General features: G+C 70.4%; 15 protein-coding genes. 7 read left to right on the plus strand and 8 right to left on the minus strand.

Annotated elements, in window-relative coordinates; translation table 11 throughout:
• Positions 1 to 8: 8 nt before the first annotated feature.
• The 3 genes from D7V77_RS08760 to D7V77_RS08770 form a co-directional block, all read right to left on the minus strand.
• On the minus strand, positions 9 to 1,235 hold the full coding sequence (locus D7V77_RS08760; RefSeq protein WP_120575816.1) for an ABC transporter permease: 1,227 nt from the start codon (positions 1,233 to 1,235) through the stop codon (positions 9 to 11).
• Positions 1,236 to 1,386: 151 nt separating this feature from the next.
• Positions 1,387 to 3,396, minus strand: coding sequence for a lysyl oxidase family protein (locus tag D7V77_RS08765; RefSeq protein ID WP_120575817.1), 2,010 nt, complete (start codon positions 3,394 to 3,396; stop codon positions 1,387 to 1,389).
• Between the two features lie 100 nt (positions 3,397 to 3,496).
• Complete coding sequence (locus D7V77_RS08770; RefSeq protein WP_120575818.1) at positions 3,497 to 5,482, minus strand: lysyl oxidase family protein; 1,986 nt, start codon at positions 5,480 to 5,482, stop codon at positions 3,497 to 3,499.
• Positions 5,483 to 5,729: 247 nt separating this feature from the next.
• Here D7V77_RS08770 and D7V77_RS08775 point away from each other — a divergent pair, with 247 nt between their 5' ends.
• On the plus strand, positions 5,730 to 7,490 hold the full coding sequence (locus D7V77_RS08775; RefSeq protein WP_120575819.1) for an MDR family MFS transporter: 1,761 nt from the start codon (positions 5,730 to 5,732) through the stop codon (positions 7,488 to 7,490).
• Between the two features lie 66 nt (positions 7,491 to 7,556).
• On the opposite strand, the gene D7V77_RS08780 is transcribed toward D7V77_RS08775, so the two are convergent.
• The gene (locus tag D7V77_RS08780; protein WP_120575820.1) at positions 7,557 to 9,068 is read right to left on the minus strand and encodes a M20/M25/M40 family metallo-hydrolase; all 1,512 of its coding nucleotides are present in this window, start codon (positions 9,066 to 9,068) and stop codon (positions 7,557 to 7,559) included.
• Between the two features lie 623 nt (positions 9,069 to 9,691).
• Between D7V77_RS08780 and D7V77_RS08785 the strand changes: the two genes are divergently transcribed.
• Positions 9,692 to 13,084: a PAS domain-containing protein gene (locus D7V77_RS08785; protein ID WP_120575821.1), complete on the plus strand. Its 3,393-nt coding sequence runs from the start codon at positions 9,692 to 9,694 to the stop codon at positions 13,082 to 13,084.
• A 4-nt stretch (positions 13,085 to 13,088) separates the two neighbouring features.
• Here D7V77_RS08785 and D7V77_RS08790 read toward each other — a convergent pair whose 3' ends face one another.
• Both D7V77_RS08790 and D7V77_RS08795 read right to left on the minus strand, forming a co-directional pair.
• On the minus strand, positions 13,089 to 13,544 hold the full coding sequence (locus tag D7V77_RS08790) for a hypothetical protein (RefSeq protein ID WP_120575822.1): 456 nt from the start codon (positions 13,542 to 13,544) through the stop codon (positions 13,089 to 13,091).
• Between the two features lie 421 nt (positions 13,545 to 13,965).
• Positions 13,966 to 17,409 carry an amidohydrolase family protein gene (locus D7V77_RS08795; RefSeq protein WP_120575823.1) on the minus strand — a complete coding sequence of 1,148 codons (3,444 nt, stop codon included), beginning with the start codon at positions 17,407 to 17,409 and terminating at the stop codon, positions 13,966 to 13,968.
• A 115-nt stretch (positions 17,410 to 17,524) separates the two neighbouring features.
• Between D7V77_RS08795 and D7V77_RS08800 the strand changes: the two genes are divergently transcribed.
• Complete coding sequence (locus D7V77_RS08800) at positions 17,525 to 18,019, plus strand: PaaI family thioesterase (RefSeq protein ID WP_233596765.1); 495 nt, start codon at positions 17,525 to 17,527, stop codon at positions 18,017 to 18,019.
• On the plus strand, positions 18,019 to 18,471 hold the full coding sequence (locus D7V77_RS08805; RefSeq protein ID WP_120575824.1) for a PaaI family thioesterase: 453 nt from the start codon (positions 18,019 to 18,021) through the stop codon (positions 18,469 to 18,471). The genes D7V77_RS08800 and D7V77_RS08805 overlap by 1 nt, the downstream gene beginning before the upstream one ends.
• Before the next feature lie 22 nt (positions 18,472 to 18,493).
• Here the strand turns inward: D7V77_RS08805 and D7V77_RS08810 are convergent, their stop codons facing one another.
• Entirely contained in the window at positions 18,494 to 18,820 is a 327-nt protein-coding gene (locus D7V77_RS08810; protein ID WP_158620770.1) for a pilus assembly protein N-terminal domain-containing protein, read from the minus strand.
• 2 nt (positions 18,821 to 18,822) lie between these two features.
• Here D7V77_RS08810 and D7V77_RS43220 point away from each other — a divergent pair, with 2 nt between their 5' ends.
• A complete protein-coding gene (locus D7V77_RS43220; RefSeq protein WP_126933760.1) occupies positions 18,823 to 20,214 on the plus strand; it encodes a BTAD domain-containing putative transcriptional regulator in 1,392 nt (463 codons plus the stop codon).
• Between the two features lie 90 nt (positions 20,215 to 20,304).
• Positions 20,305 to 20,655, plus strand: coding sequence for a DUF2019 domain-containing protein (locus D7V77_RS08825; protein WP_120575827.1), 351 nt, complete (start codon positions 20,305 to 20,307; stop codon positions 20,653 to 20,655).
• 79 nt (positions 20,656 to 20,734) lie between these two features.
• Here D7V77_RS08825 and D7V77_RS08830 read toward each other — a convergent pair whose 3' ends face one another.
• Positions 20,735 to 21,016 (minus strand): hypothetical protein, encoded by a 282-nt coding sequence (locus D7V77_RS08830; RefSeq protein ID WP_120575828.1) that lies wholly within the window; start codon positions 21,014 to 21,016, stop codon positions 20,735 to 20,737.
• A 235-nt stretch (positions 21,017 to 21,251) separates the two neighbouring features.
• On the opposite strand from D7V77_RS08830, the gene D7V77_RS08835 reads away from it, so the two are divergent.
• Positions 21,252 to 22,610 carry an RtcB family protein gene (locus tag D7V77_RS08835; protein ID WP_120575829.1) on the plus strand — a complete coding sequence of 453 codons (1,359 nt, stop codon included), beginning with the start codon at positions 21,252 to 21,254 and terminating at the stop codon, positions 22,608 to 22,610.
• The last annotated feature ends 81 nt before the right edge of the window (positions 22,611 to 22,691 follow it).

Raw genomic sequence — 22,691 nt, forward strand, 5'->3', positions numbered from 1 at the left:
GCTCGCGCCTAGTCGTGGCGGAGCGCTTCCACGGGGTCCAGGTTCGCGGCGCGCGCCGCCGGCCAGATGCCGAACAGCAGGCCCACCACCGCGGAGAAGCCCACGCCCAGCACCACCGTCATGGGCTGCACCGCCGCCGCCAGGGGCGTGAGGTAGTTCACCAGCCACGCGAGGCTCATGCCCACCGCGGTGCCCATCGCGCCGCCCACCGCGGACACGCTGGCCGCCTCCATGAGGAACTGGAAGATGATGGTGTTCTTGCGAGCGCCCAGCGCCCGCCTCACGCCAATCTCACGCGTCCGCTCGCGCACGGACACCAGCATGATGTTCATGATGCCGATGCCGCCCACCAGCAGCGTGATGAGCCCGACGCCGGTGGCCGCGCCGTAGAGCGCGCCGGTGAGCTGCGCGTACATGTTGGCCAGCTGATCCGGCCGGTTGATGGCGAAGTCGTCCGGCGCGCCGGGCTTGGTGTTGCGCTCACGGCGCAGCGTCTCCGTGAGCCGGTCCTGCACTCGGGGGACGTTCTCCTGCTGGTCCACCGCGAGCACCAGGGTCACGTCACGCAGGGTGCCGAAGTGCCCCTGGAACGCGGTGTACGGCAGCATCACCACCAGGTCCACGTTCTGCCCCAGCAGCGTGCCTCGCTCCACGATGACGCCCGCGACGCGGTAGGGGCGGCGGTCCACGAGGATGCGGTGGCCCACCGGGTTGATGCCCGGGAAGAGCACCTTGCCCACCTCCGCGCCAATCACCACGACGGGGGAGCGGTTGTCCACGTCCGCCTGCGTGAGGAAGCGCCCCTGCCCCATCTCCACGGAGGACGTCATCGCGTAGTCGGGGCTGGTGCCCATGGTCTGCACGGAGGCGAGCTTCCGGCTCTGGAAGGACACCTCCGCGTTGACGAACATCATGGGGGCCACCGCGATGACGTGCTCGGAGGCGGCGCGCATGGGCTCCACCAGGTCCAGCGAGAGCGTCTTGCGGTTGCGGTACGCCCACCAGTCCCCGTTCATCACCCAGGGGAACTTGGACACCTGCAGCGTGTTGGAGCCAATCTTGTTGAGCTGGTCCGCGAAGGAGCTGTTCAACCCCTGGATGATGCCGACGATGGCCAGCAGGGTGCACACGCCCACGCCGATGCCCACCGTGGTGAGCACCGTCCGCAGCCGGTTGGAGCGCAGCGAGGTCAGCGCGATGCGCGCGCCCTCCCACACGTCGACCCGGAAGTTCACGAAACCACCCCTTCACGCATGGAAGCCATGCGGCCCACCGCACCGGGAGGGACCCCGGCGGACGGGCCGCGTCAGGCACTCTACGCCCAGGAGGGCCGCCCATTGCACGCGGCCTTCACCGGACGGCGTTTCACTGCGGGATTTTCCCGTTTCAGGGCAGCACGGTCACCGTGTCACCGGTCAAGCGCACCTTGACGGAGACCTCGTTGGGCAGGACGTCGGCCTCGTCCACGATGTGGTTCTCGTCCACGCCCACGCGCACGGTGTACTCGCCGTCCGGGGTGTCGGTGACGTCCAGCCACTGACAGGGCAGGTCCGCGGTGTAGACGTCCGACCAGCCGGGAGAGATGCCCGTGCCTGGGTCGTACCAGCTGTATGGCTCCCCGTCCGCGCAGTACTGGGTGAAGTCGATCATGTAGAAGCCCTGCTTGCGCCCCACCGACGTCGTGTTGCCCGCCGCGTCCTTCAGGTCGTAGCCGGCGAAGTTCGTCAGGTGGTGGTGCTCGTGGCACTCGTCGTAGACGAAGAGGTCCGGGCGCTCCTCTGGTGAGGGCACCACCAGCGGGCCCGTGCCCATGTTCATGATGGAGGTGGTGAAGCGCAGCAGGCGCCGCTCACCGCCCGCGGGCACGCAGCCCTCGCGCACCTCGCAGGAGTCCGCCGTGAAGGAGCGCCGGTCGATGTAGAGCGTGCGGGCGATGACGTCCCGGTCCACCGTGAGGTCCGGCTTGCCGTTCACGGGGTCCACCTGGAGGCCGCACGTCCGCGTGGGAGCCAGAGCGGGCGCGGGCTCCTGCGAGTCCGGCACCGCGCCGCCGCCGAACACCATCACCCGGCCCAAGGCGGACTCGCCGCTGCCTCCCGTGGGCGTGCCCGCGGGCGTGCCGCTGAGTCCCGGGGACACGCCCACCACCAGGTCGTCGTACCCGTCCCCGTCCAGGTCGCCCGCGGAGGCCATGCCCAGGTAGTCGGTGCCCATCGACGTCCGGAGGTCGAGCCGGTTGGCGCGCGGCCACGCCCACACCGGCTCCAGCGGGCCAGACACGTTCGCGGTGGGGCGGAAGAGGTACGCGCGGCCCACGGCGCCGATGGCGAAGTCGTGGCCCGTGTTGCCCTCCACCATGGAGCCCACGGAGACGACGGTCTTGTTGAAGGTGACGTAGGCCTGTCCGAAGAGGGGGAAGGCCGCGTCGTCCATCGGCTGCCAGGTGACCTGCGGCGCATAGCCCTGGCCCGCGGCGTCGGACAGGTGCAGGCGCTGGCTGCCGTCCAGCAGCAGGAGCGCCTCCGCGCGGCCGTCCCCATTCAAGTCGGGCAGCGCGGCGAACAGCTCGGCCTGGCCCGTCCACACGGGCTGCGCGGTGAGTGGCCCTTCACAGACGTGAGCGCTGCCCGCCTTGCACCCCAGGAAGAGCTCCACCTTGAAGTCGTCGTGGGTCACGGCCAGGTCCTTGACCCCGTCCCCGTCGACATCCCCCGCGGGGTTGGGGACACCGGTCAGCTTGCGCACGGCGGTGAAAGCGCCCTCCGGTGCTCCCGGCGTCGCCCGGTACACGGTGAGCTCCCCGTCGAGCGTGGAGACGGCGAGCTCGTCCTTCCCGTCCCCGTCCAGGTCCAGCAGCCGCGCGCCGCTGAAGCGCAGGGTGGCGGAGTCCGGCGCACGGAACACCGGCTGGGCCAGCACCTGGGACAGGTCCGGCCCGCCCTTGAAGACGCTGACGCCGAAGGCGGTGGCGACGAGCACGTCCGCGTACGCGTCCCCGTCGATGTCGCCCGTGGTCACCGTCATCCGGCTGCTGGAGGCGCGGGGGCTGGGGTGCACCCACGTCAGCGTCGTGGTGACCGGAGTCTTCAAGAAGTCGCGCGCCTCGCCCGCGTACACCATCACGCGGCCAGGGTCCGTCTGGGTGCCCGAGCAGGGCGCGGACGTCACCAGCAGGTCCTTGCGCCCATCCCCGTTGAGGTCGCCCACCGCCACGGTGCGGCCGAAGCATTCCCTGGGGTTCGCGCCGTCACCGGTCACCTGCCAGCGCGGCGTTTCGGAGAGGGTGGGGCCCGCGTCCGGAGTGCCCGCATCCGGCTGGGGCTTTGGATCATCCTTGCAGCCCGGCAGGCACAAGAGCCCCACCACCGCGCAGGACCGCGCGAATCGCATCCGCATCGTGTCTTTCTCCCCGGAATGAAACCGGCCGGCATTGCACCGGCCCCATCCCCAGGAGTCCCTTCGCGGTGAAACGATGCGCTCGGCCCGCCCTTTCGCTTCAGGGCAGCACGGTCACGGTGTCCCCCTTCAGGCGCACCTTGACGGTGGCCTCGTTGGGGAGCGCGTCGAGCTCGTCGATGATGTGGTTCTCATCCACGCCCACCCGCACGGTGTAGTCGCCGTCCGGGGTGTCGGTGACATCCAGCCACTGGCAGGCGGTGTCCGCCGTGTAGACGTCCGACCAGCCCGGCGAGATGCCCGTGCCCGGGTCGTACCAGGCGAACGGGGTGCCGTCCGCGCAGTACTGGGTGAAGTCCACCATGTAGAAGCCCTGCTTGCGCCCCACGGACAGGGAGTTGCCGGAGGCGTCCTTGAGGTCGTAGCCGGCGAAGTTCACCAGGTGGTCGTGCTGGTGGCACTCGTCGTAGACGAAGAGGTCCGGCCGCTCCTCCGGCGAGGGCACCACCGCGGGCGCGGTGCCCAGGTTCACGATGGAGGTGGTGAAGCGCAGCAGGCGCCGCTCGCCGCCCGCGGGCACGCAGCCTTCCCGCACCTCGCAGGCGTCCGCCGCGAAGGAGCGCCGTTCGATGTAGAGCGTGCGGGCGATGACGTCCCGGTCCACCGTGAGGTCCGGCTTGCCGTTCACCGGGTCCAGTTGGAGGTTGCACATCTTCGCGGGTATCAGCAGGGGCGCGGACTCCTCCGAGTGCCCCTCCACTCCGCCACCGAACACCACCACCCGGCCAGGGGCGCGCGTGCCGTCGTTCTCCTGCGACAGGCCTACCACCAGGTCGTCGAAGCCGTCTCCGTCCAGGTCGCCGGGGCTGGCCACGCTGGGGACGGTGAAGCCCAGCATCGTCTGGGGCAGGAGGCGGTTGGCGCGCGGCCACGCCCACACCGGCGTCAGCGGGCCGGACACCTTCTCCTGGGGGCGGAAGAGGTACACGCGCCCCAGCGAGGCGAGCACGAAGTCGTGGCCCTTGCTCGCCACCGCCATGGAGCCCACCGAGAGGCTCTGGGCGGCCACGCTGGGGAAGGCCGGGTCGTCCATCAACGTCCACACGGGCGAGGCGGAGTAGCCCTGCACGGAGGCGTCGGACAGGTGCAGGCGCACGGTGCCCCGGAGCCCCGCGAGCATCTCCGGACGGCCGTCTCCGTTCAGGTCCGGAATCCCTCTCACGCTCTGCGCCGTGCCCTTCCACACCGGCTGCGTGGTGAGCGGTCCATCACAGACACGCGAGCTGTCCGCCTTGCAGCCCAGGAAGAGGCCCTGGCTGTTCTCCTCGTCGTACAGGGGGATGAGCAGGTCCTGGGCGCCGTCCCCGTCCGTGTCTCCCGCGGGCTGCGCGTAGCCGGACAGCACGCGCACGTTGGTGAAGGGGCCCTCCTTCCCTCCGGGCGTCGCGCGATAGATCGTGGTGCTCCCGGTGAAGGTGGAGACGATGAGGTCGTCCAGCCCGTCGCCATCCACGTCCAGCAGCCGCCCGATGGCGAAGCGCGTGGTCGACGAGTCCGGAACGCGGAACAGCGGCTGGGCGAACACCTGGGACAGGTCCGGCCCGCCCTTGTACACGCTGACGCCGTAGTAGCTCTTCACCACCACGTCCGCGTACGCGTCCCCGTCGACGTCGCCCGTGCCCACCGTCATCTGGTAGCCCGACGTGCGCGGGCTGGGATGCACCCACGACAGCGTGGAGGTGACGGGTGTCTGGGAGAAGTAGGACGCCTGCCCCGAGTACACCATCACGCGGCCAGGGTTCGTGGGGCCGCTGGTGCACGGCGGTGAAGTCACCACCAGGTCCTGGCGGCCGTCACCGTCGAGGTCCCCCAGCGCCACGCCTCGGCCGAAGCACTCCTTCGCGTCGAGGCCATCGCCTTCCACCTGCCAGCGTGGCGTTTCGGAGAGGGTGGGCCCGGCGGTGCCGGCATCGTCTTGAGAGCCCGCGTCCGGGACACCCGCGTCGGGCTGGGGCTTGGGGTCGTCCTTGCAACCCGCCGTCAGGAACATCACCACGGCGCAGGCCAGCGCTCCACGGGTCCGCATGTTCACTCCTGGGCAGGACGCGCTCACGCCCCCAGCGCATCCGATGTCCGGCATGAAGGGGTGCGCAGGATAGAGCGGCGCGCTCCGTTCCCCGAAAGGCCCTTGCTGGATGAACGGTGCTTCCGACACCTGCCCGACGGAGCATTGCCTTCCGGACGGAGAGCAGCCGGGCAGGCGGACGTGGCCAGCCCCCGACGCCGTCCCCAGATTCGCGCGAATGCACGCGCCCTGAGTGCGTGCCCGAGCCATGGCCGACACCGCCGCCGACACCGCCCTGGACTCCCGCGCCGCTCCGGCCTCCGAGCGGTTCAGCCGTTCACAGAAGGCCTTCACGCTGGCGGGAGCGCTGCTGGGGCTGCTGCTCGCGGCGTTGGACCAGACCATCGTGGCCACGGCGGGGCCCACCATCCAGGCGGATCTCCACATCGCGCCGGAGCACTACCCGTGGCTCACCACCGCGTACCTGGTGGCCTCCACGATGATGGTGCCCGTGTGGGGCAAGCTGTCCGACCTGCTGGGCCGCCGCGCGGTGCTGGTGGCGGGCATCGCCGTGTTCCTCACCGGCAGCTTCCTGTGCGGCGCGGCCCGCTCCACGCTCGTGCTCATCCTCTGCCGCGCGGTGCAGGGGCTGGGCAGCGCGGCGCTCTTCACCGGCTCGCTGGCGGTGGTGGCGGACCTGTTCCCGCCGCGCGACCGGGGCAAGTACCAGGGCCTGTTCGGCGCGGTGTTCGGCCTGTCCAGCGTCATTGGCCCGCTGGCCGGCGGCTTCATCACCGACGCGCTGGGCTGGCACTGGGTGTTCTTCATCAACCTGCCGGTGGGCGCGCTCGCGCTGGCGCTCATCTTCCTGCGCATGCCGCCGCTCAAGCCGGAGGGCGTGCACGGCGGGAAGCTGGATGTGTTGGGGGCGGTGGCGCTGGCGGTGGGCGTGGTGCCGCTGCTGCTCGCGCTCAGCCTGGGCCATGGCGCGGCGTCGCCCAGGGCGGGCGGGTTCCCGTGGGGCTCCGCGCCCATCCTGGGGTTGTTCGCGCTGTCGGCCGTGGGACTGGGGCTCTTCGTGTGGCGGGAGCGCCGTGCGAAGGAGCCGCTCCTGGATCCGTCGCTGTTCCGCCTGCGCGCGTTCTCCGCGGGCAACGCGGCGGTGTTCACCATTGGCGCGGTGTTCCTCGCGTCCGTCACCTTCCTGCCGCTGTTCATGGTGAACGTGGTGGGGCTGTCCGCGACGCACTCCGGACTGACGCTGACGCCGCTGACGCTGGGCGTGGTGGCGGGCAATGTCCTGTCCGGGCAGCTGGTGTCCCGGATGGGCCGCTACAAGGCGCTGATGGTGGGGGCGCTGCTGTTCCTCATGGGCGGCTTCGCGGTGATGGGCTTCACGCTGACGCCCGACTCCACCCAGGCCGAGGTCACCGTGAAGATGGTGCTGGTGGGCCTGGGCCTGGGCCCGTCCATCCCGCTCTACACCGTGGCCGTGCAGAACTCCGTGCCGCCCCAGCGCATTGGCGTGGCCACATCCGCGACGACGTTCTTCCGGCAGCTGGGCATGACGGTGGGCGTGGCGCTCCTGGGCTCCGTGTTCGCGGGCACGCTGGGCCGGGAGATGCACGCGCGCACGCAGCAGGCCACGCGCGGGCTGCCTCCGGACGTGCGGCAGGAATTGCACGCGTCCGCGCCGGCGAGCCTGGGCGGAGGAGAAGGCGCGCCGCAGGGCCAGCGGTTCCAGCCGGAGCAGGTGAAGGCGAAGCTGCGAGAGGGTTTCGCCGAGGAGCGGCGGCAGGCCCTGCGAGAAGGGCCCGAAGCCCGCGCGCGAGTGGACGCGGACGAGGCCCGCGCGCTGTCCACCGTGGACCGCGTGGACCGCGCGATGAAGGAGTCCTTCACCCGCGCGACGATGGCCGTGTACCGCTTCGCCATCTTCGTCGCGCTGGCGGCCCTGCTCGTCACGCTGCTCTTGCCGGAGCTGCCGCTTCGCAAAGGCAGTCCACGCAAGGCCGCCGCGGAGGCGTAGCGCTCCCGCCGCGCGGAAGCCGGACTCGTGGGTCCGGCCCCTTCGCGCGGCCTGCGTCGATGCGCGCTACTTCTTCGGCGGCGGCGGCGTGTCCGACTCCGGCGCGGTGGGACGCACGAGCGTGCCCGGCGACTCCGCCAGCGCGTACGCCATCCACGTCACCGCGGCGGTGCTGCGCGACAGGTCCTGGGGGTCCACCTTGTCCAGCGTGTCCGCCATGGAGTGGTGCACGTCGAAGTAGCGGCTGCTGTCCACCCGCACGCCCACGAAGGGCACGTGCGCGGGCTCCATCGGGCTCAGGTCCGCGCCCGTCGCGTGCCCCACCAGGAACTGCGCGGCGCCCAGTCCCTCCAACGGCGCCAGCCACGGACGCATCAGCGCCTCACCGCCCGGCCCCGCGTGCAGGCTCACGCCCAGGGGCCGCCCGCCGCCCGCGTCCATTTCGATCGCGGCCACGTGCTTGGGCAGCTCCTTCGCGTGCGTCTCCGCGTACGCGCGGCCGCCGCGCAGCCCATTCTCCTCGTTCATGAACAGCACCACGCGCACCGTGCGCCGGGGCGCCTGGGGCAGCTTCGCGATGAGCCGCGCGGCCTCCATCACCATCACCACGCCCGCGCCGTCGTCGTGCGCGCCCGTGCCCACGTCCCACGAGTCCAGGTGCGCGCCCAGGAGCACCACCTCGTCCGGCTTCTCGCGGCCCCGCACCTCCGCCACCACGTTGGACGAGTCCGCGTCCGGCAGATCCGAGCACCCCAGCACCAGCCGCACCTTCACCGCTCCGCCCTGGAGCATCCGGTGCAACGTGAGCGCGTCCTCCACCGACACCGCCGCCGCGGGCAGGCGCGGGCCGCCTTCGTCGAAGCGCGTGGAGCCCGTGTGCGGCGTGCGCAGCGACGCCGTGGCCAGCGAGCGCACCAGCGCGGCCACCGCGCCCTGCTTCGCCGCCGCCGCCGGACCCCGGCCTCGCAGCCCCGCGAAGCGGCCGTAGTCCGCCGCCTCCGACATGGTGTGGTTGAAGAACACGATGCGGCCCTTCACCTTGTCACCCAGCGCCGCCAGCTCCTCCAGCGAGCTCACCTCCACCACCTCCGCGGTGATGCCCTCCGGCGGCGTGGGCGCGCTGCCGCCCAGGGCCAGCAGCGCCAGCGGCAGTCCGCGCGTGCGCTCGGAGGCCAGGATTTCGCCGTGCTCCTCGCCCCGCACCCAGCGAGGCACCTTCACCGGCTCCTTCCACGCCTTCACCCCATCCGCCTGGAAGCTGCGCAGGGCCCACTGCACCGCGGCCTCCGCGGACTCGGAGCCCGACAGGCGCGGCCCGATGCCATCCGTCAGCTCCGCCAGCCGCGCGTACGCATGGCCTTCCGCGAGCGCGGGACCCACCAGCTTCGCCGCCGTGGCCTGCTGCGCGGCGCTCAGCTTCGTCACGGCCGGGGGCGTGGCCTTCACCGACGACGTGGCCGGGGACTTCGGCGCGGGCTCCTGGGAGGGCGCGGTCGCCGTGTTCTGGGGGGAAGGCGATGCCGAGGTGAGCAGCTGCAGGGCCAGCGAGACGGGCAGGACGAAGGTGGACGTGGACACTCGAATCCTCGAGGGGACCTGATGAGTGAGGAGGGGCGGGGTGAAAGTCCCAGGGGCCACCGCGCGCCGAGAGGGGGAACGCGGCGCGCGGGGCTCAACTGGGACGTCACGCACCGGTTCCGCGGTTGGGGAACGCGAGGCCCGGTACATACGCCATCTTCCAAGAAGAAGAGGACGTGCGTGCATTCTTTAAAGAAATTCCCGGCAGCGTCAAGGCGGGAAGTGAGCATTGCGACCCGCGGGTGATGTGAGTGTTCACGACTCTCCGCAACGCGGGACGTCCCATGGCTCGCATTTGCCCTGGGTAACCCGTGACGTCTTCCCGCTTCTGGAGGCCCAGGACACGCCGCCGCGCGCTGTATTCCCCAGGGTTCAGGACGACCTGACGCCCTGGCTGCCCTGCGTCAAGGCGACGGGAAAAAGGGGCTCGCGCGCCGGCACGAGGGACTGGCGACACGCCTTCGGGCGTTCACCTGGAACAGCCGGGCGCGGACGCCGTCACCGGGGAGGTGTTCCGGTTCCGGAGGAATGCCTCCTTCGGAATTCTCCGTTGCCCCCTCCGGAGGACCCGGGCGACAGTGCCGCGGCCGGAGGTCGTCCCCCCGACCCACGGTCCCCCGCTCATGATCGTGCCCCTTTCCGAAACGGAACAGGCCCTGAGGGCCGAGGTCGAACGTCTGCGATTCCGCCTGCGCGCCGCGGGCCTGGATGACGGCGCTGGCACGGTCCCCGACGTCCCAGCGCCCCCTGGAGGGAACGCCGACGCGCGCGTGAGGCAGGAACAGCTGCGGCTGGCCCAGGAGGCGGGCGGCATTGGCGTGTTCACGCTGGACATCGCCACCAACCAGCTGACGGTGACGCCGGAGTTCTGCCGGCTGTACGGCGTGCCGGTCTCGGACATGCTGCCCGCATCGGTCATCGAGGCGCTCGTGCTGGAGGAGGACCGGCACCACGTGTCCAACGCGCGCACGCGCTCCTCGGGGCGGGTCACGCCGTCGGTGGAGTACCGCATCCGCCGTCATGACACCGGGGCCGTGCGGTGGATCCACCGGCGCGCGTCGCTGGTGTACGACGCGGCCGGCAAGCCGGTGCAGTTGGTGGGCATCACCCAGGACATCACCGAGCGCCACCAGGCCGACGATGCCTTGCGCGAGGCGAACGAGCGCGTGCAATTGGCGCTGAACGCCGAGGCAATGATTGGCACCTGGGTGTGGGACGTGCCCGACAACCGCGTCGTCGCGGACGAGCGCTTCGCGCACTCCTTCTCACTGGACCCCGTGCAGGCGCGCGAAGGTCTGCCCATCTCCCAGTTCGTGGCCGCCATCCACCCGGAGGACCGGCCCCGGGTGGAAGCGCTCATCGCCCGCGTGCTGGAGACGGGCGGTGCGTACCGCTCCGAGTACCGCGTGCTCCGCGCCGACGGCGCGCACCGGTGGGTGGAGGCCAGCGGCCACTGCCACCTTTCCGCGCAGGGCGCGCCGCTGCGCTTTCCCGGCGTGCTGGTGGACATCGACGCGCGCAAGCGGGCGGAGCTGCGGCAGACGGCGCTGCTGGAGATGGCGGACCGGCTGCGCGAGGCCTCGTCCCCGGACGCCGCCGCGAAGCTGGCCATGGAGGTGGTGGGGCGGATGCTGGGCGTGCCGCGCGCGGGCTACGGCACGGTGGACGCGGCGCACGCGCTGGTGCTGATGCACCCGAACTGGGTGGCCTCGCCGGACGTGGCGCGCGTGGAGGGCGTGCACCGCTTCCACGACTACGGCGTGTTCCTGGAAGACCTCCTGAAGGGCGAGGTGGTGGCCATCCCGGACGTGCGGAAGGACCCGCGCACGGCGCCCCATGCGGCCACGCTGGAGCAGGTAGGCATCCGGGCGCTGTTCAACATCCCGCTGCTGGAGCACGGCCGGTTCGTGGCGGTGCTGTTCCTGCACGACGTGCAGCCGCGCACGTGGACCGCGGAGGAGATCGAGCTGTCACGCAACGTCGCCGACCGCGTGTGGGCGACGCTGTCCAGGCTCAAGGCGCTGTCGGACTTGAAGCGGGCCAACGAGACGCTGGAGCAGCGCGTGGCGCAGCGCACCCGGGAGCGGGACCGCGTGTGGAACGTGTCCCAGGACCTGCTGGTGGTGGGGAGCCTGTCGGAGGGGAAGTTCCTCAGCGTCAACCCGGCCTGGACGCAGATGCTGGGGTGGACGGAGGAGGAGCTGCTGGGCCGCACTTCGGAGTGGCTGGAGCGCCCGGAGGACTACTCGCGGACGCGCTCCGAGGTGCACCGCCTGGAGGGAGGAAATCCCACGCTGAACTTCGAGAGCTCCTACCGGTGCAAGCACGGCGGCTACCGGCGCATCTCCTGGACGGCGGTGCCGGTGCCGGAGGACGGCGTGCTGTACGCCAGCGGGCGCGACGTCACCGAGCAGCGGCAGACGGAGGAGCAGCTGCGGCAGGCGCAGAAGATGGAGGCGGTGGGGAAGCTCACGGGCGGCGTGGCGCACGACTTCAACAACCTGCTCCAGGTGGTGGGCGGCAACCTGCAACTGCTCCAGCGAGATGTCGCGGGCAACGAGCGGGGCTTGAATCGGGTTCGGTCAGCGCTGGGCGCGGTGGAGCGCGGGGCCCGGCTGTCCGGGCAGTTGCTGGCGTTCTCGCGGCGGCAGCCGCTGGAGCCTCGCTCGTTGAGCCTGGGCCGGCTGGTGCGGGGCATGGACGACCTCCTGCGCCGCGCGCTGGGCGAGGACGTGGAGGTGGAGACGGTCATCGGCGGCGGGCTGTGGAACACGATGGCGGATCCGCACCAGTTGGAGAACGTCATCCTCAACCTGGCCATCAACGCGCGCGACGCGATGGGGGGCGCCGGGAAGCTGACGCTGGAGTTGAGCAACGCGGCGCTGGACGACCACTACGCGCAGGCGCACCCGGAGGTGATGGCCGGGGCGTACGTGCTGCTGGCGGTGTCGGACACGGGCGGGGGCATGTCGCAGGAGGTGATGGAGCGCGCGTTCGAGCCCTTCTTCACCACGAAGCCGGAGGGCCGGGGCACGGGCCTGGGGCTGAGCATGGTGTACGGCTTCGTGAAGCAGTCCGGCGGGCACGTGAAGATCTACAGCGAGTTGGGTCACGGCACGACGGTGAAGGTGTACCTGCCGCGCGCCTTCCAGCCGGAGGCTCCGGTGACGGAGGTGGTGACGGGGCCCGTGGAGGGCGGGAAGGAGACCATCCTCGCGGTGGAGGACGACGCGGAGGTCCGCGCCACGGTGGTGGAGCTGCTGACGGAGCTGGGCTACCGGGTGTTGCGCGCGGTGGACGGCCAGAGCGCGCTGTCCATCCTGAAGAGCGGCGTGGCGGTGGACCTGCTCTTCACGGACGTGGTGATGCCGGGGCCGGTGCGCAGTCCGGAGCTGGCGCGGCAGGCGAAGTCGCTGCAGCCGGACATCGAGGTGCTCTTCACGTCCGGCTACACGGAGAACGCCATCGTGCACGGCGGCCGGCTGGACCCGGGCGTGAGCCTCTTGTCCAAGCCGTACCGGCGCGAGGACCTGGCGCGCAAGGTGCGGGCGCTGCTGGACCAGCGGCAGCAACGGATGGCGACGCCGAAGCTCCAGTGGCCGGAGGTGCCGCGCCCCGGGGAAACGTCGGCGACGCTGGAGGCCGCGCGACGGATGCGCGTCCTGCTGGTGGAGGACGACGAGGACATCCGCGCGTCCGCCGGCGAGTTGCTGGGGCTGCTGGGCCACGCGGTGATGTCGGTGGCGAGCGCGGAGGAGGCGCGGGTGGCGCTGGCGGCGGAGCGGTTCGACGTGCTCTTCACGGACGTGACGCTGCCGGGCATGTCCGGCGTGGACCTGGCGCGCGAGGTGGCGCTGCGCAAGCCCGCCATGCGCATCATCATCGCGTCTGGCCATGGCCGCGCGGCGCTGGATGGGGATCCGCAGCAGTGGCTGGGCGTGGTGGTGCTGCCCAAGCCCTACGCGCTGCCGCAGATACAGCAGGCCCTGGCGCAGGTGGCCGCGACGGCCCGCTGAGAGGTCAGCCGCGCTGGCGCTCCAGGAAGGCCAGCAGGCCTTCCGTGTTGCGGCGCTCGTGGTCGTCCAGGGACGGCAGGTACTCGCGGACCTCCGCGAGCATGGCCTCCGCGGCGGGCAGGTCCTCGGGAGAGACCTTGAACGCCCACTGCCAGTACTCCGCGGCCGTGTACGAGTACATCCGGGTGTCCACCGGATGCTTCAGGTAGGCGCGCAGGGCGCCTCGCACGACCCGCGGGGTCTGCCCCCAATGAGCGGCACAGAAGAAGGCGGTCTTGGCGATGAAGCGGAGAAGCGAAGCTGACGGAACCCGTCCCGCATGTCGCCGCTCCACCTGCTTGAGGCCCGCGCGGAACCGAGGCCAGTCCCTGGACGCGAGGGCACTCACGTCCGCCACATCATCGATGAAGGCACTCCAGGCCGGAGCCCTAAAGGGCGGATCCTGGAACGCTTTCTTCATTATCGCGGGCATTCCAATGCCTTCCCGTTCCAGCTGTAAACGGCGTCAGGCCAGAACCCGTTGGCCATGCAATAGGACCGACACGAGTCACAACGGCTCTCTCCCTCCACCCGTCCTGGCTTGCGCTCCCCGCCTGCATCGACACAGCGAATGTAGTCCTGGGTGCAGGTCTCCCTGACCTTTTCCTTCTCCGACTTCTCCAGTTCCTTATCCGCTCCAGGAGGAGGCAACGGGTTCGGCTTCCAGGGCCGGGGCGGCTTCATCACCTCCACCTGCTCGCACGCCGCCGCCGAGCCGTTCTTGCATTGGCAATCCACCGTGCTGACGCAGCCCGGTCCAGGCCCCGGGCCAAGGGACTGCCGGAACTGTCGCGGGCCACCTGCGCAGCCCGCGACAGCTCCACAAAACAACAGCACGAGTCCTAATCGCAGACCTGCTCCGTGGCGTGCGTGGTGGCGCGGGGGCTCCAGCCCTCGTTGCCGTCCTTCTCGAAGTAGAACTTCGCGCGCGTGCGCTGCCGCGTGCCCACTTCATTCAGCGTGTTCGCGTCGTACAGCCGGCCGTTCACCATCGTGTAGCGCACCGTACGGCTGTTGGAGATGTCCTCCAGGGGGTTCTTGTCCAACACCACCAGGTCCGCCAGCTTCCCCACCTCCAGCGAGCCCAGGTCCTTGTCCATGCCCAGGTGGCGCGCGCCGTTGATCGTGCCCGCGCGCAAGGCCTGCATCGGCGACATGCCGCCCTGCACGAACATCGCCAGCTCCCAGTGCGCCGCCAGGCCTTCACGCTGACCGTGCGCGCCCAGTTGCACGCTCACGCCCAGGTCGTTCAGCTCCTTCGCCGCGCGGGCCACGTTCTGGTGGTTGAACTCCTCGTCAGGAATCATCACGCGGCGCCGTGAGCGCCCGTCCACCACGCGCCGGGGCACGAACGACAACAGGCGCGTGTCCTCCCAGACGTTCGTCTTCTGGTACCAGTAGTTCTCCCCCATGAGCCCGCCGTAGGCCACGCCCAGCGTCGGCGTGTAGTCCACCTGCGTGCCCTTCCAGAGCTGGCGCACGTCGTCGTAGATGCGCGACACCGGCAGCGAATGCTCCAGCCCCGTGTGCCCATCCACCACCATGGTCAGGTTGTGCTGGAGCAGCGATCCGCCCTCGGGCACCACCAGCATGTCCAGCTCGCGCGCCGCCTGGAGGATCTTCTGCCGCTGGTCGCGCCGGGGCTGGTTGTAGCTCTTCACGCTGAACGCCCCCAACGCCTTCATCCGCCGCAGGTGACGGCGCGCGTCGTCCAGCGTGTCGATTTCGACGTGCGCGTCCGCGCTCGCCGCCCCGTACAGGATGGTGCCCGTGGAGAAGATGCGCGGCGACGTCAGCATCCCCGCCTTGCCCAGCTCACTCGCGGCGAAGATGGTCTCCGAGTGGTTGGACGGGTCGTGCAGCGTCGTCACCCCGAACGCCACCGACGCCGCCTGCACCCAGCTCTGCTCCGGCATCAGCCCGTCCACGCCCATGGCCCCGTGCCAGTGCACGTCAATCAGGCCCGGCATCAGCGTCTTGCCCTTCACGTCCACCACCTTCGCGGACGCAGGCACGTTCACCTTCCCCACCGGGCCCAGCGCCACGATGCGGTTGCCCTTCACCACCACCACGCCCTCCTCCACCACCTGCTCGCCCTTCATGGTGACCAGCCGCCCGCCCACCAGCGCCAGCGTCCCCTCCGGCACGTCCGACTTCGCGGAGAACGCCACGTCCACCCCGTCCGCCTCCGGCGGCGGCAGCGTCTTGGGCGCGCCGTCCATGAACGTGAACGCGTCCTTCAGCGCCCGCGTGTAGAGCCTGGACCCCAGCGCCCAGTGCAGGGACAGCCGCGCGTCCGTGCCGGACCAGTGCAGGTATTCGCCCGCGTCACGGCTCACCTGCGTCACCGGCATCGCCTTGGTGCCCGGCCCCACCCGCGCCTCCTTCGCGCCGCGCACGAAGGGCGTCACGTAGGCGTTGAAGTCCTCGCGGAAGGCCACCCACTTGTCGTCCGGCGACACGCGCATCTCCAGCGCGCCACCGCTGGTCAGGTGCGTGCGCGGCTCGTCCCCGTCCAGCCCGATGCTGCGCAGCGTGCGCACGTCCTCCACGTCCTTGGACTCCACGTGCAGGAAGTACACGCGGTCCGACTTCGCGCCGAAGTGCGGCTGCTCCCCGTCCCGCGTCAGCTTGCGCGCCACGCCTCCACCGGTGGACGGCACCACGAACAGCCCCGTCTCCCGGCTCCACGTGCCCGGCATCAGGTAGCCGTCGCCCGTCGTCCGGTACACCACCCACCTGCCGTCGGGGCTCATCGCGGGCTCCACATAGAAGCCCGGCTGCGTCGTCACCACGCGGCCCTCGCCGCCCGTCACCGACACCACGCGCACCGCGCCCAGCGCATCGTCGTCCCACGTCGTGTAGACGATGGAGCGCCCGTCCCGCGAGAACGACGGATAGAACTCCAGGTGCTCGTTCTGCCGCGTCAGCCGCCGCGGTGTCCCCGACGGCAGCTCCTTCACGTAAAGCTTGCCCAGCGCCTGGTACACCAGCCTCTTGCCATCCGGTGACACCTGCATCCAGCGCAGCATCTTCACGTCGAAGCGGTCCGGCGCCACGGCGCGCGTGCCCTTCACCGCCGCGAACACCGTGCGTGTCCCCTTCACGTGGAAGGGGATGGGCGACACCTTCTTCGTCGCCACGTCGATGCGGTGCAGCTTCCCGCTCGCCCAGAACACCAGCGACTTGTTGTCCGGCGTCCACGCCATCACCGGAGACACGCCGTGGATGGCCCACGTCTCCTGCATGTCCCGGTCGAGCCCGTCATGCAGCGGCCGCTCCGCCCCGGACTTCACGTCCGTCACGTACAGCACGCTCTTGCCGCGCACCCTCCGCACGAACGCCAGCTGCTTGCCGTCCGGCGACGGCGTGGGCCGGATGGAGCCACCCGGGCCGGTGACGAAGGGCTCCACCTCCTTCGCGTCCAGGTCCAGCCGCTGGATGGCGTAGAGTTCCTTGTTCGGATCCTTGTCGTACTCGAAGGACTTCCCCGGCGTGACGTCCTGGCTGAAGTAGACGTAGCGGCCGTCCGGGGAGAACACGGGCTCGCCCAGGTCCTTCTGGTCGTTGGCGCGTTCGGTGAGCTTCACGCCTTCGCCGCCCGCGCGGTGGAACATCCACACCTCGCCCGCGCCCAGCGAGCGTCGGCCGGTGAAGTGCTTGCGCGCCACCAGGAACTGGCCGTCCGGACTCCACGCCGGGCTGTTGAGCAGACGGAACTTCTCCTGCGTCACCGCGCGCGGGTTCTTGCCGTCGCGGTCCATCACCCAGATGTTGTCCCCGCCGCCCCGGTCGCTGGTGAACGCGATGGACTTCCCGTCCGGGCTGTAGCGCGGCTGCATGTCCCACGCGGCGCCGGACGTCAGCGCGCGGGCCTCGCCGCCCGCGATGGGCAGCGCGTAGATGTCTCCCAGCAGGTCGAAGAGGAGTTCGTCTCCGCGCGGGCTCACGTCCACGTTCATCCACGTGCCCTCGCGCACGTCGATGGGCACCTGCGTGCTGGCCACGCCCGGGGGCGCGTCCACCTTCCACTCCTCCTTCTTCGCGTCCGGCTGCTCCGTCGTGGCGACGGGGGCCAGGGTGCCGCCGTCGCCCTCGCTCGCCCGGGCGGCTTCGCGCGCGGTGTCCTTGGGCGCGGGCGGCTTGGGCGGTTCCTGCGGAGGCGCTTCACCCTGCCCTGGAGGTGCGGGCTCGGGTGCACTCGCGGGCCGGGGCAGGGGCTGCGCCGCCAGGAGCAGACCTGGGACGAGCAGTGCGAAGCAGAGGGCGGAGAGAGGTCGGTTCACCGGAAGTGTCCTCGGGGAAGACGCGGGGCGCGGCATCCTGCCAGGATGCGTGGGCTGTCAGGGCGCCCGTGAACTCGCGGACGGGCAGGCGTGTTCCTGGGCGCGGCGTGCCGCGGTGCGTTCCCCCGGCGCGGTCCGAATCTGCTACTGCATCCAGCCCATGTCGGACTTCAGTCTTTCCACGGACCCGGCGGAGCGGCGCGAGGCGCTCTCCGTCCTGTTCACCGAGGCGGTGCCCCACAACCATGCGCTCGGGCTGCGGCTGGAAGCGGTGGGGCCCACGGACGCGACGGTGGTGATGCCCTACGCGGATGTGCTCGTCGGCAACCCGGAGACGGGGGTGGTGGCGGGCGGCGCGGTGACCACGCTCATCGACGCGGCGAGCGGCGCGGCGGTGATGGCGGCGCTGGGCGCGTTCGCGGCCATCGTCACGCTGGACCTGCGAATCGACTACCTGCGCCCCGCGCGCCCGGGCCTGCCGCTGACCGCGCAGGCCGAGTGCTACAAGGTCACCCGCATGGTCGCCTTCGTGCGCGCGCTGGTGCACCAGGGCGACCCTGCGACGCCGGTGGCCTCGTCGCAGGGCACCTTCATGCGGGTGGAGAGCTGATGAGCACGCCTTCGCTTCCCCTCGCGGACCTGGTGCGACAGGTGCGCCAGTCGCGCGAGTACCACCGCCTCACGGACGCCATCCCCTACACGCGCTTCGTGGGCATTGGCGTGGAGAACCTGGCCGGCGAGATGCTCTGCCGCATGCGCTACGCGCCGCACCTCATCGGCAACAGCATCCTGCCCGCGCTGCACGGCGGCACGCTGGGGGCGCTGCTGGAATCGAGCGCCATCTTCGAGCTGCTGCTCAAGACAGACACCGAGCGCGTGCCCAAGGTCATCTCCACCACGGTGGACTTCCTGCGCTCGGGCAAGGCGCAGGACACCTTCGCGCGAGCATTCATCACGCGACAGGGACGCCGCGTGGCCAACGTGCGCGTGGAGGCCTGGCAGGACGACCGCACGCGGCCCATCGCCAGCTCGCACGCGCTGTTCCTGCTGTCGGAGCCGTGAGGCTCCGGAGCTTCGGGGGGCGCTAGCCGTCCACCACGATGCGGTACGTGCGGCGTTTGCCGTCACTGCCCCAGATGATGAGCGTGGTCGTCCCCTTCGCCAGCGCGGAGACCTCCACGCCGTCCTTCCCGGTGGTCTTCACGTCCGCGACGGACGGGTCGCCCAGCGCCACGCGGCTCATTCCCTGCACCGTCAGCACCTGCTTCGCGCCCTTCTTCAGGGTGAGCGTCTCGTCCGCGGGAGGAAGCTCCTTCGAGTCCCCAGCGCGAGCAGCGGGCTCCTTCGCCCCCGCGGGCAGGGCGCTGAGCAGCAGGGTTCCCAACGTCAGGGCCACGAAGCGTGAAGCCATGAATGCAACCTCCGGGTGACTCCGGCGGAGTCCGGAGCTGCCCCAATGTCCCATGCGCTGGCATCCGACGTCTCCTGAGAGCCCCCCGCGATGCGCGCACTGACGTTGTTACAGCGTGGTTCCCATTTCTACAGGGTTCAGGCCGGGTCCTTCAGCGGACAGCGTGCACGGGGACACGGTGGATTGCCTTGGGGTCCGCCGGGTGGAGGACAGGGTTTCCAGCCTGGGGGCGCGGTGGGGGCACGGCAGTGAACGCGAGCGCACGTCACGGGAGCGCGGCACGTCGCCTGCTAGCTCACGGGAGCGACACCGACGCGGAGACCCCCATGAGCGAGCGCGAGTCGATGAAGCTACGGGATTTGAAGGAAGCCGCCCATGCGCTGTACCAGCGGGGGAGGTATGCGCAGTGCGTGGAAACGTACGCGCAGCTCGCGAAGATGCTCCCGCGCGACGCGAATGTGCGCGTCCGGCTGGCGGAGGCCTGCCGCCGCGCGGGGCAGAAGGAGCAAGCGATTGCCGCGTACCGTAAAGCCGCCCGGGTGCTGTTGTCGTTGGGTTGCGAGTCCCGCGCAAGGGGTGCGCTGAAGGCCGCGCTGGAGTTGGATCCGCGCGACGCGGCGTTGCAGCAGGAGTTGGCGCGGATGGGTCAGGGCGCGGTGACTCCGACGGCACTGGAGGACGAGGAGCTCTACCGTTTCGACCGGCTGCCGCCGACGCCGCCGCCCGGACGGATGCGCAGCGTGCCGCCGTCCTTCGTGCGCAACGACGCGCAGAATCCGGACGCACCGAGGGCTCTCCCGGTGGCGCCGTCCGTCACGCCGGTGAACGTCCATGGGACACCGAGCGTGATGCAGGGACCGGGACGGCAGGCGGTGCTGCCCCATCCGCGTCCTGCCATGCCGACCGTGACGCCCGCGCTGGATTCAGCGACGACGACGAGGTCCCGTTCCATGGCGCAGGTGGCGGCGGGTGCGCCGGAGGCCGTGACGCTGCCGAAGGTCATCGTGTCGATGTTCGCCTTCGGGGATCCACCGGCGGAGGGGGCCGAGCAGCCGGGAGGGAATACGCCTCCGTGCATCACGCCGGTGATGGTGAGCAAGAGCGTGCCCAAGAAGGCACGGCCAGCCGTGCCGCCGTCCACGGTGAATCCTGTTCCGGCACCGGAGCGCCCCACGGTGAAGGTCCTCGCGCTGAAGAACCGCGCGCCCGGGGCCCCACCAACGAAGCCTCCGTCCGCGGTGATGCCCTACAAGCCGGAGATGCGCCGCCTGGCGCCGAACGTGGTGGCCCTGCGCGTGTCGCCACAGGCACGCTGGGTCATCATCCGCTCGGAGAGCGACCTTGAAGTGAGCCGTTCCGAGGTGCTTCCCGGGGAGCCAGCCGCCGCGCATTGAGGTGGTGTGAGGAGTGACAAGGTCTTTGCAGCCAGCCCGCCTTCGTGGTTGAGCCGTTGCTCCGACTCACCATCCCGAAGGAGTCTGGTGATGACGCTGGAGGAACTGGTCGAACAGGTCGCGAAGCACGTCGCCGCCCAGACCGACGCCATCTGGAAAGGGGACGCGAAGACCGGAAACAAGCACGCCAGGAAGTACAACGCGGCGATCGATCAACTCCTGGCCCACGGTGATGCCGGACGGGATGCGCTCCTCGTGTTGTTCAAGCATGAGCGCATGGACGTACGGGTGACGGCCGCTGCGACCCTGCTCCGCTACCGGACGGCTGAAGCCAAGGCCGTCCTGGAGGAAGCCGCCAAGGGCCAGGGCCTCGTTCCCTTCGAAGCCTCGATCGTATTGAAGCACTGGAAGGAAGGCACCTGGTCCCTGGACCCCGGATAGCCGTCCCCACAACGCACCGTGGCGCCCTCCCCTCTTCAGGGAAGGACGCCCGGATGCTCCACCCCGTTCAGGGACCGTCCTACATGGACACGGACTTCGCCGGGTCGATGAGGCTCTGGAGCGGGTTCGTCGCTTCCGCGGTCTCCTGCCCCACGTCCGGCTCGTAGGCGCGGACCTGCGCCTCGCAGTGGTTGCTCTTCCGGTTCTGGTGGCAGTGCCGGATGCCGTACACGTGATGGCACCCGCATGGATCCACGCGCTTCTTGGCGCACAGCGACGGATTGAACACCGGAGCCGCGGTCATCTCCACCGGCCCCGCCTGCAACGACACCGCCAGCACCATCCCCGTCAAAAACCCCATCGCCCACCCCCTTGATGCACGCTGCAGAAATGGGAATGCCGATCCTCCGCCGCAACCCCCGGGCTTGTCTGAATGCCGCTCCGTGCACTCCCGGCCGTTCCCTCCGTCCACCCCAGGGGATTTCCCCTCGGCGAACGCCAGGCAGGCAGCCAATCGTGTGTCCGGAAACCGGCACCGTCAGGGATGATGGAGGGCTTCGTCCCTGCCGCGGGTTCACCCACCTGGGGGATTCACCATGAGCTGGAAGCAACACCTGGAAAAGGTCTCCGAGGGCCACTACGTCCTGCCGCGCACCAAGACGATGCGCGTGCACGCGGATCTGTTCCTCTCCGACAAGCTCCTCTGGGGGGAGGAAGGCAACCCGGAAGCCCCCCCGCTGGAAGACGCCGTCTTCGATCAGGTCGTCAACGCCGCCACCTTCCCCGGCGTCACCCGCGTCGCCGTCACGCCCGACTGTCACGTGGGCTACGGCGTCCCCATCGGCACCATCGTGGAGACGGACGGCGTCCTGCTGCCCACCGCCGCCGGCTACGACATCGGCTGCGGCATGGTGCAGTTGCAGACCTCCCTCACCGTGGAGGACGTCGCCGACCCCGCGAAGCGCCGCCAGTGGATCGACGAGGTGACCGACCGCATCGCCGTGGGCGTGGGCGCCACCCGGGCACGCAAGCAGCGCAAGCTCAGCGAGCCCACCCTCAAGGAAGTCCTGCGCCACGGCGCCAAGGCCCTGGGCCGAAGCCGCTCCGTCACCGAGCGCGACTTCATCCCCGTGGAGGACACCGGCGTTTCCATCCCCGAGCGCGCCTATGACAAGCGCGGACAGCTGGGCAGCCTGGGCGGCGGCAACCACTTCACCGAGATGCAGGTGGATGAGACGGGCCGTGTCTGGGTGATGCTCCACACCGGCAGCCGGGGCTTCGGCTGGAACATCGCCAAGCACTTCTTCGTGGCAGGCGCCGCGCAGCTGGGCCTCAAGAGCCGCAGCGAGGACTTCGTCTGGCTGGACGCGGACAGCGCCCTGGGCCGCAGCTACTGGAACCTGCACAACATGGCGGCCAACTTCGCCGTGGCCAACCGGTTGCTCATCGGAGAGGCCGTGTGCGGGGCGCTCGAGGACGTGTTCGGCGGCACCGCGAACATCTATTACGAGATCAGCCACAACCTCATCCAGCGCGAGGGCGGCAGGTTCGTCGCACGCAAGGGCGCCACGCGGGCCTTCCCTGCCGGACATCCGGCCCTCAAGGGGACGACGTGGGAGGCCACCGGGCACCCCATCCTCATCCCGGGCTCCATGGAGACGGGCAGCGCCATCCTCTTCGCGGAGCCGGGGGCGGAGAAGTCCATCTACTCGGTGAACCATGGCTCCGGCCGGCGGCTGTCACGCTCCGCCGCGCGCCGGCAGCTCCAGCAGGAGGAGACGGACCGGCGCATGGCGGAGGCCGGCATCCTGCTCAACACCCGCACCACGCCGCTGGACGAGTCCGGGCCCTGCTACAAGAACCTGGACGACGTGCTGGAGACGGTGGAGCAGGCAGGACTCGCCCGGGTGGCCCACCGCCTCAAGCCGGTGGCCTGCATCAAGGGCGCGGACTGACGGGATATCCCGAGAAGGGGGACTCGTGGGGGAGGCCGGGCGGCGGTAGACTGGGCCTCCGCCTGGAGCCCCACCCATGCC

Source organism: Corallococcus sp. CA041A, from assembly GCF_003612075.1.
GTDB classification, from domain to species: Bacteria; Myxococcota; Myxococcia; order Myxococcales; family Myxococcaceae; genus Corallococcus; species Corallococcus exiguus.

Coding starts and splice junctions, on each gene's coding strand:
- D7V77_RS08765 (WP_120575817.1), bottom strand. CDS start 3,396: ATGCGGATGCGATTCGCGCGGTCCTGCGCGGTGGTGGGGCTCTTGTGC.
- D7V77_RS08770 (WP_120575818.1), bottom strand. CDS start 5,482: ATGCGGACCCGTGGAGCGCTGGCCTGCGCCGTGGTGATGTTCCTGACG.
- D7V77_RS08775 (WP_120575819.1), top strand. CDS start 5,730: ATGGCCGACACCGCCGCCGACACCGCCCTGGACTCCCGCGCCGCTCCG.
- D7V77_RS08785 (WP_120575821.1), top strand. CDS start 9,692: ATGATCGTGCCCCTTTCCGAAACGGAACAGGCCCTGAGGGCCGAGGTC.
- D7V77_RS08790 (WP_120575822.1), bottom strand. CDS start 13,544: ATGAAGAAAGCGTTCCAGGATCCGCCCTTTAGGGCTCCGGCCTGGAGT.
- D7V77_RS08805 (WP_120575824.1), top strand. CDS start 18,019: ATGAGCACGCCTTCGCTTCCCCTCGCGGACCTGGTGCGACAGGTGCGC.
- D7V77_RS08810 (WP_158620770.1), bottom strand. CDS start 18,820: ATGGCTTCACGCTTCGTGGCCCTGACGTTGGGAACCCTGCTGCTCAGC.
- D7V77_RS43220 (WP_126933760.1), top strand. CDS start 18,823: ATGCAACCTCCGGGTGACTCCGGCGGAGTCCGGAGCTGCCCCAATGTC.
- D7V77_RS08825 (WP_120575827.1), top strand. CDS start 20,305: ATGACGCTGGAGGAACTGGTCGAACAGGTCGCGAAGCACGTCGCCGCC.
- D7V77_RS08830 (WP_120575828.1), bottom strand. CDS start 21,016: ATGGGGTTTTTGACGGGGATGGTGCTGGCGGTGTCGTTGCAGGCGGGG.
- D7V77_RS08835 (WP_120575829.1), top strand. CDS start 21,252: ATGAGCTGGAAGCAACACCTGGAAAAGGTCTCCGAGGGCCACTACGTC.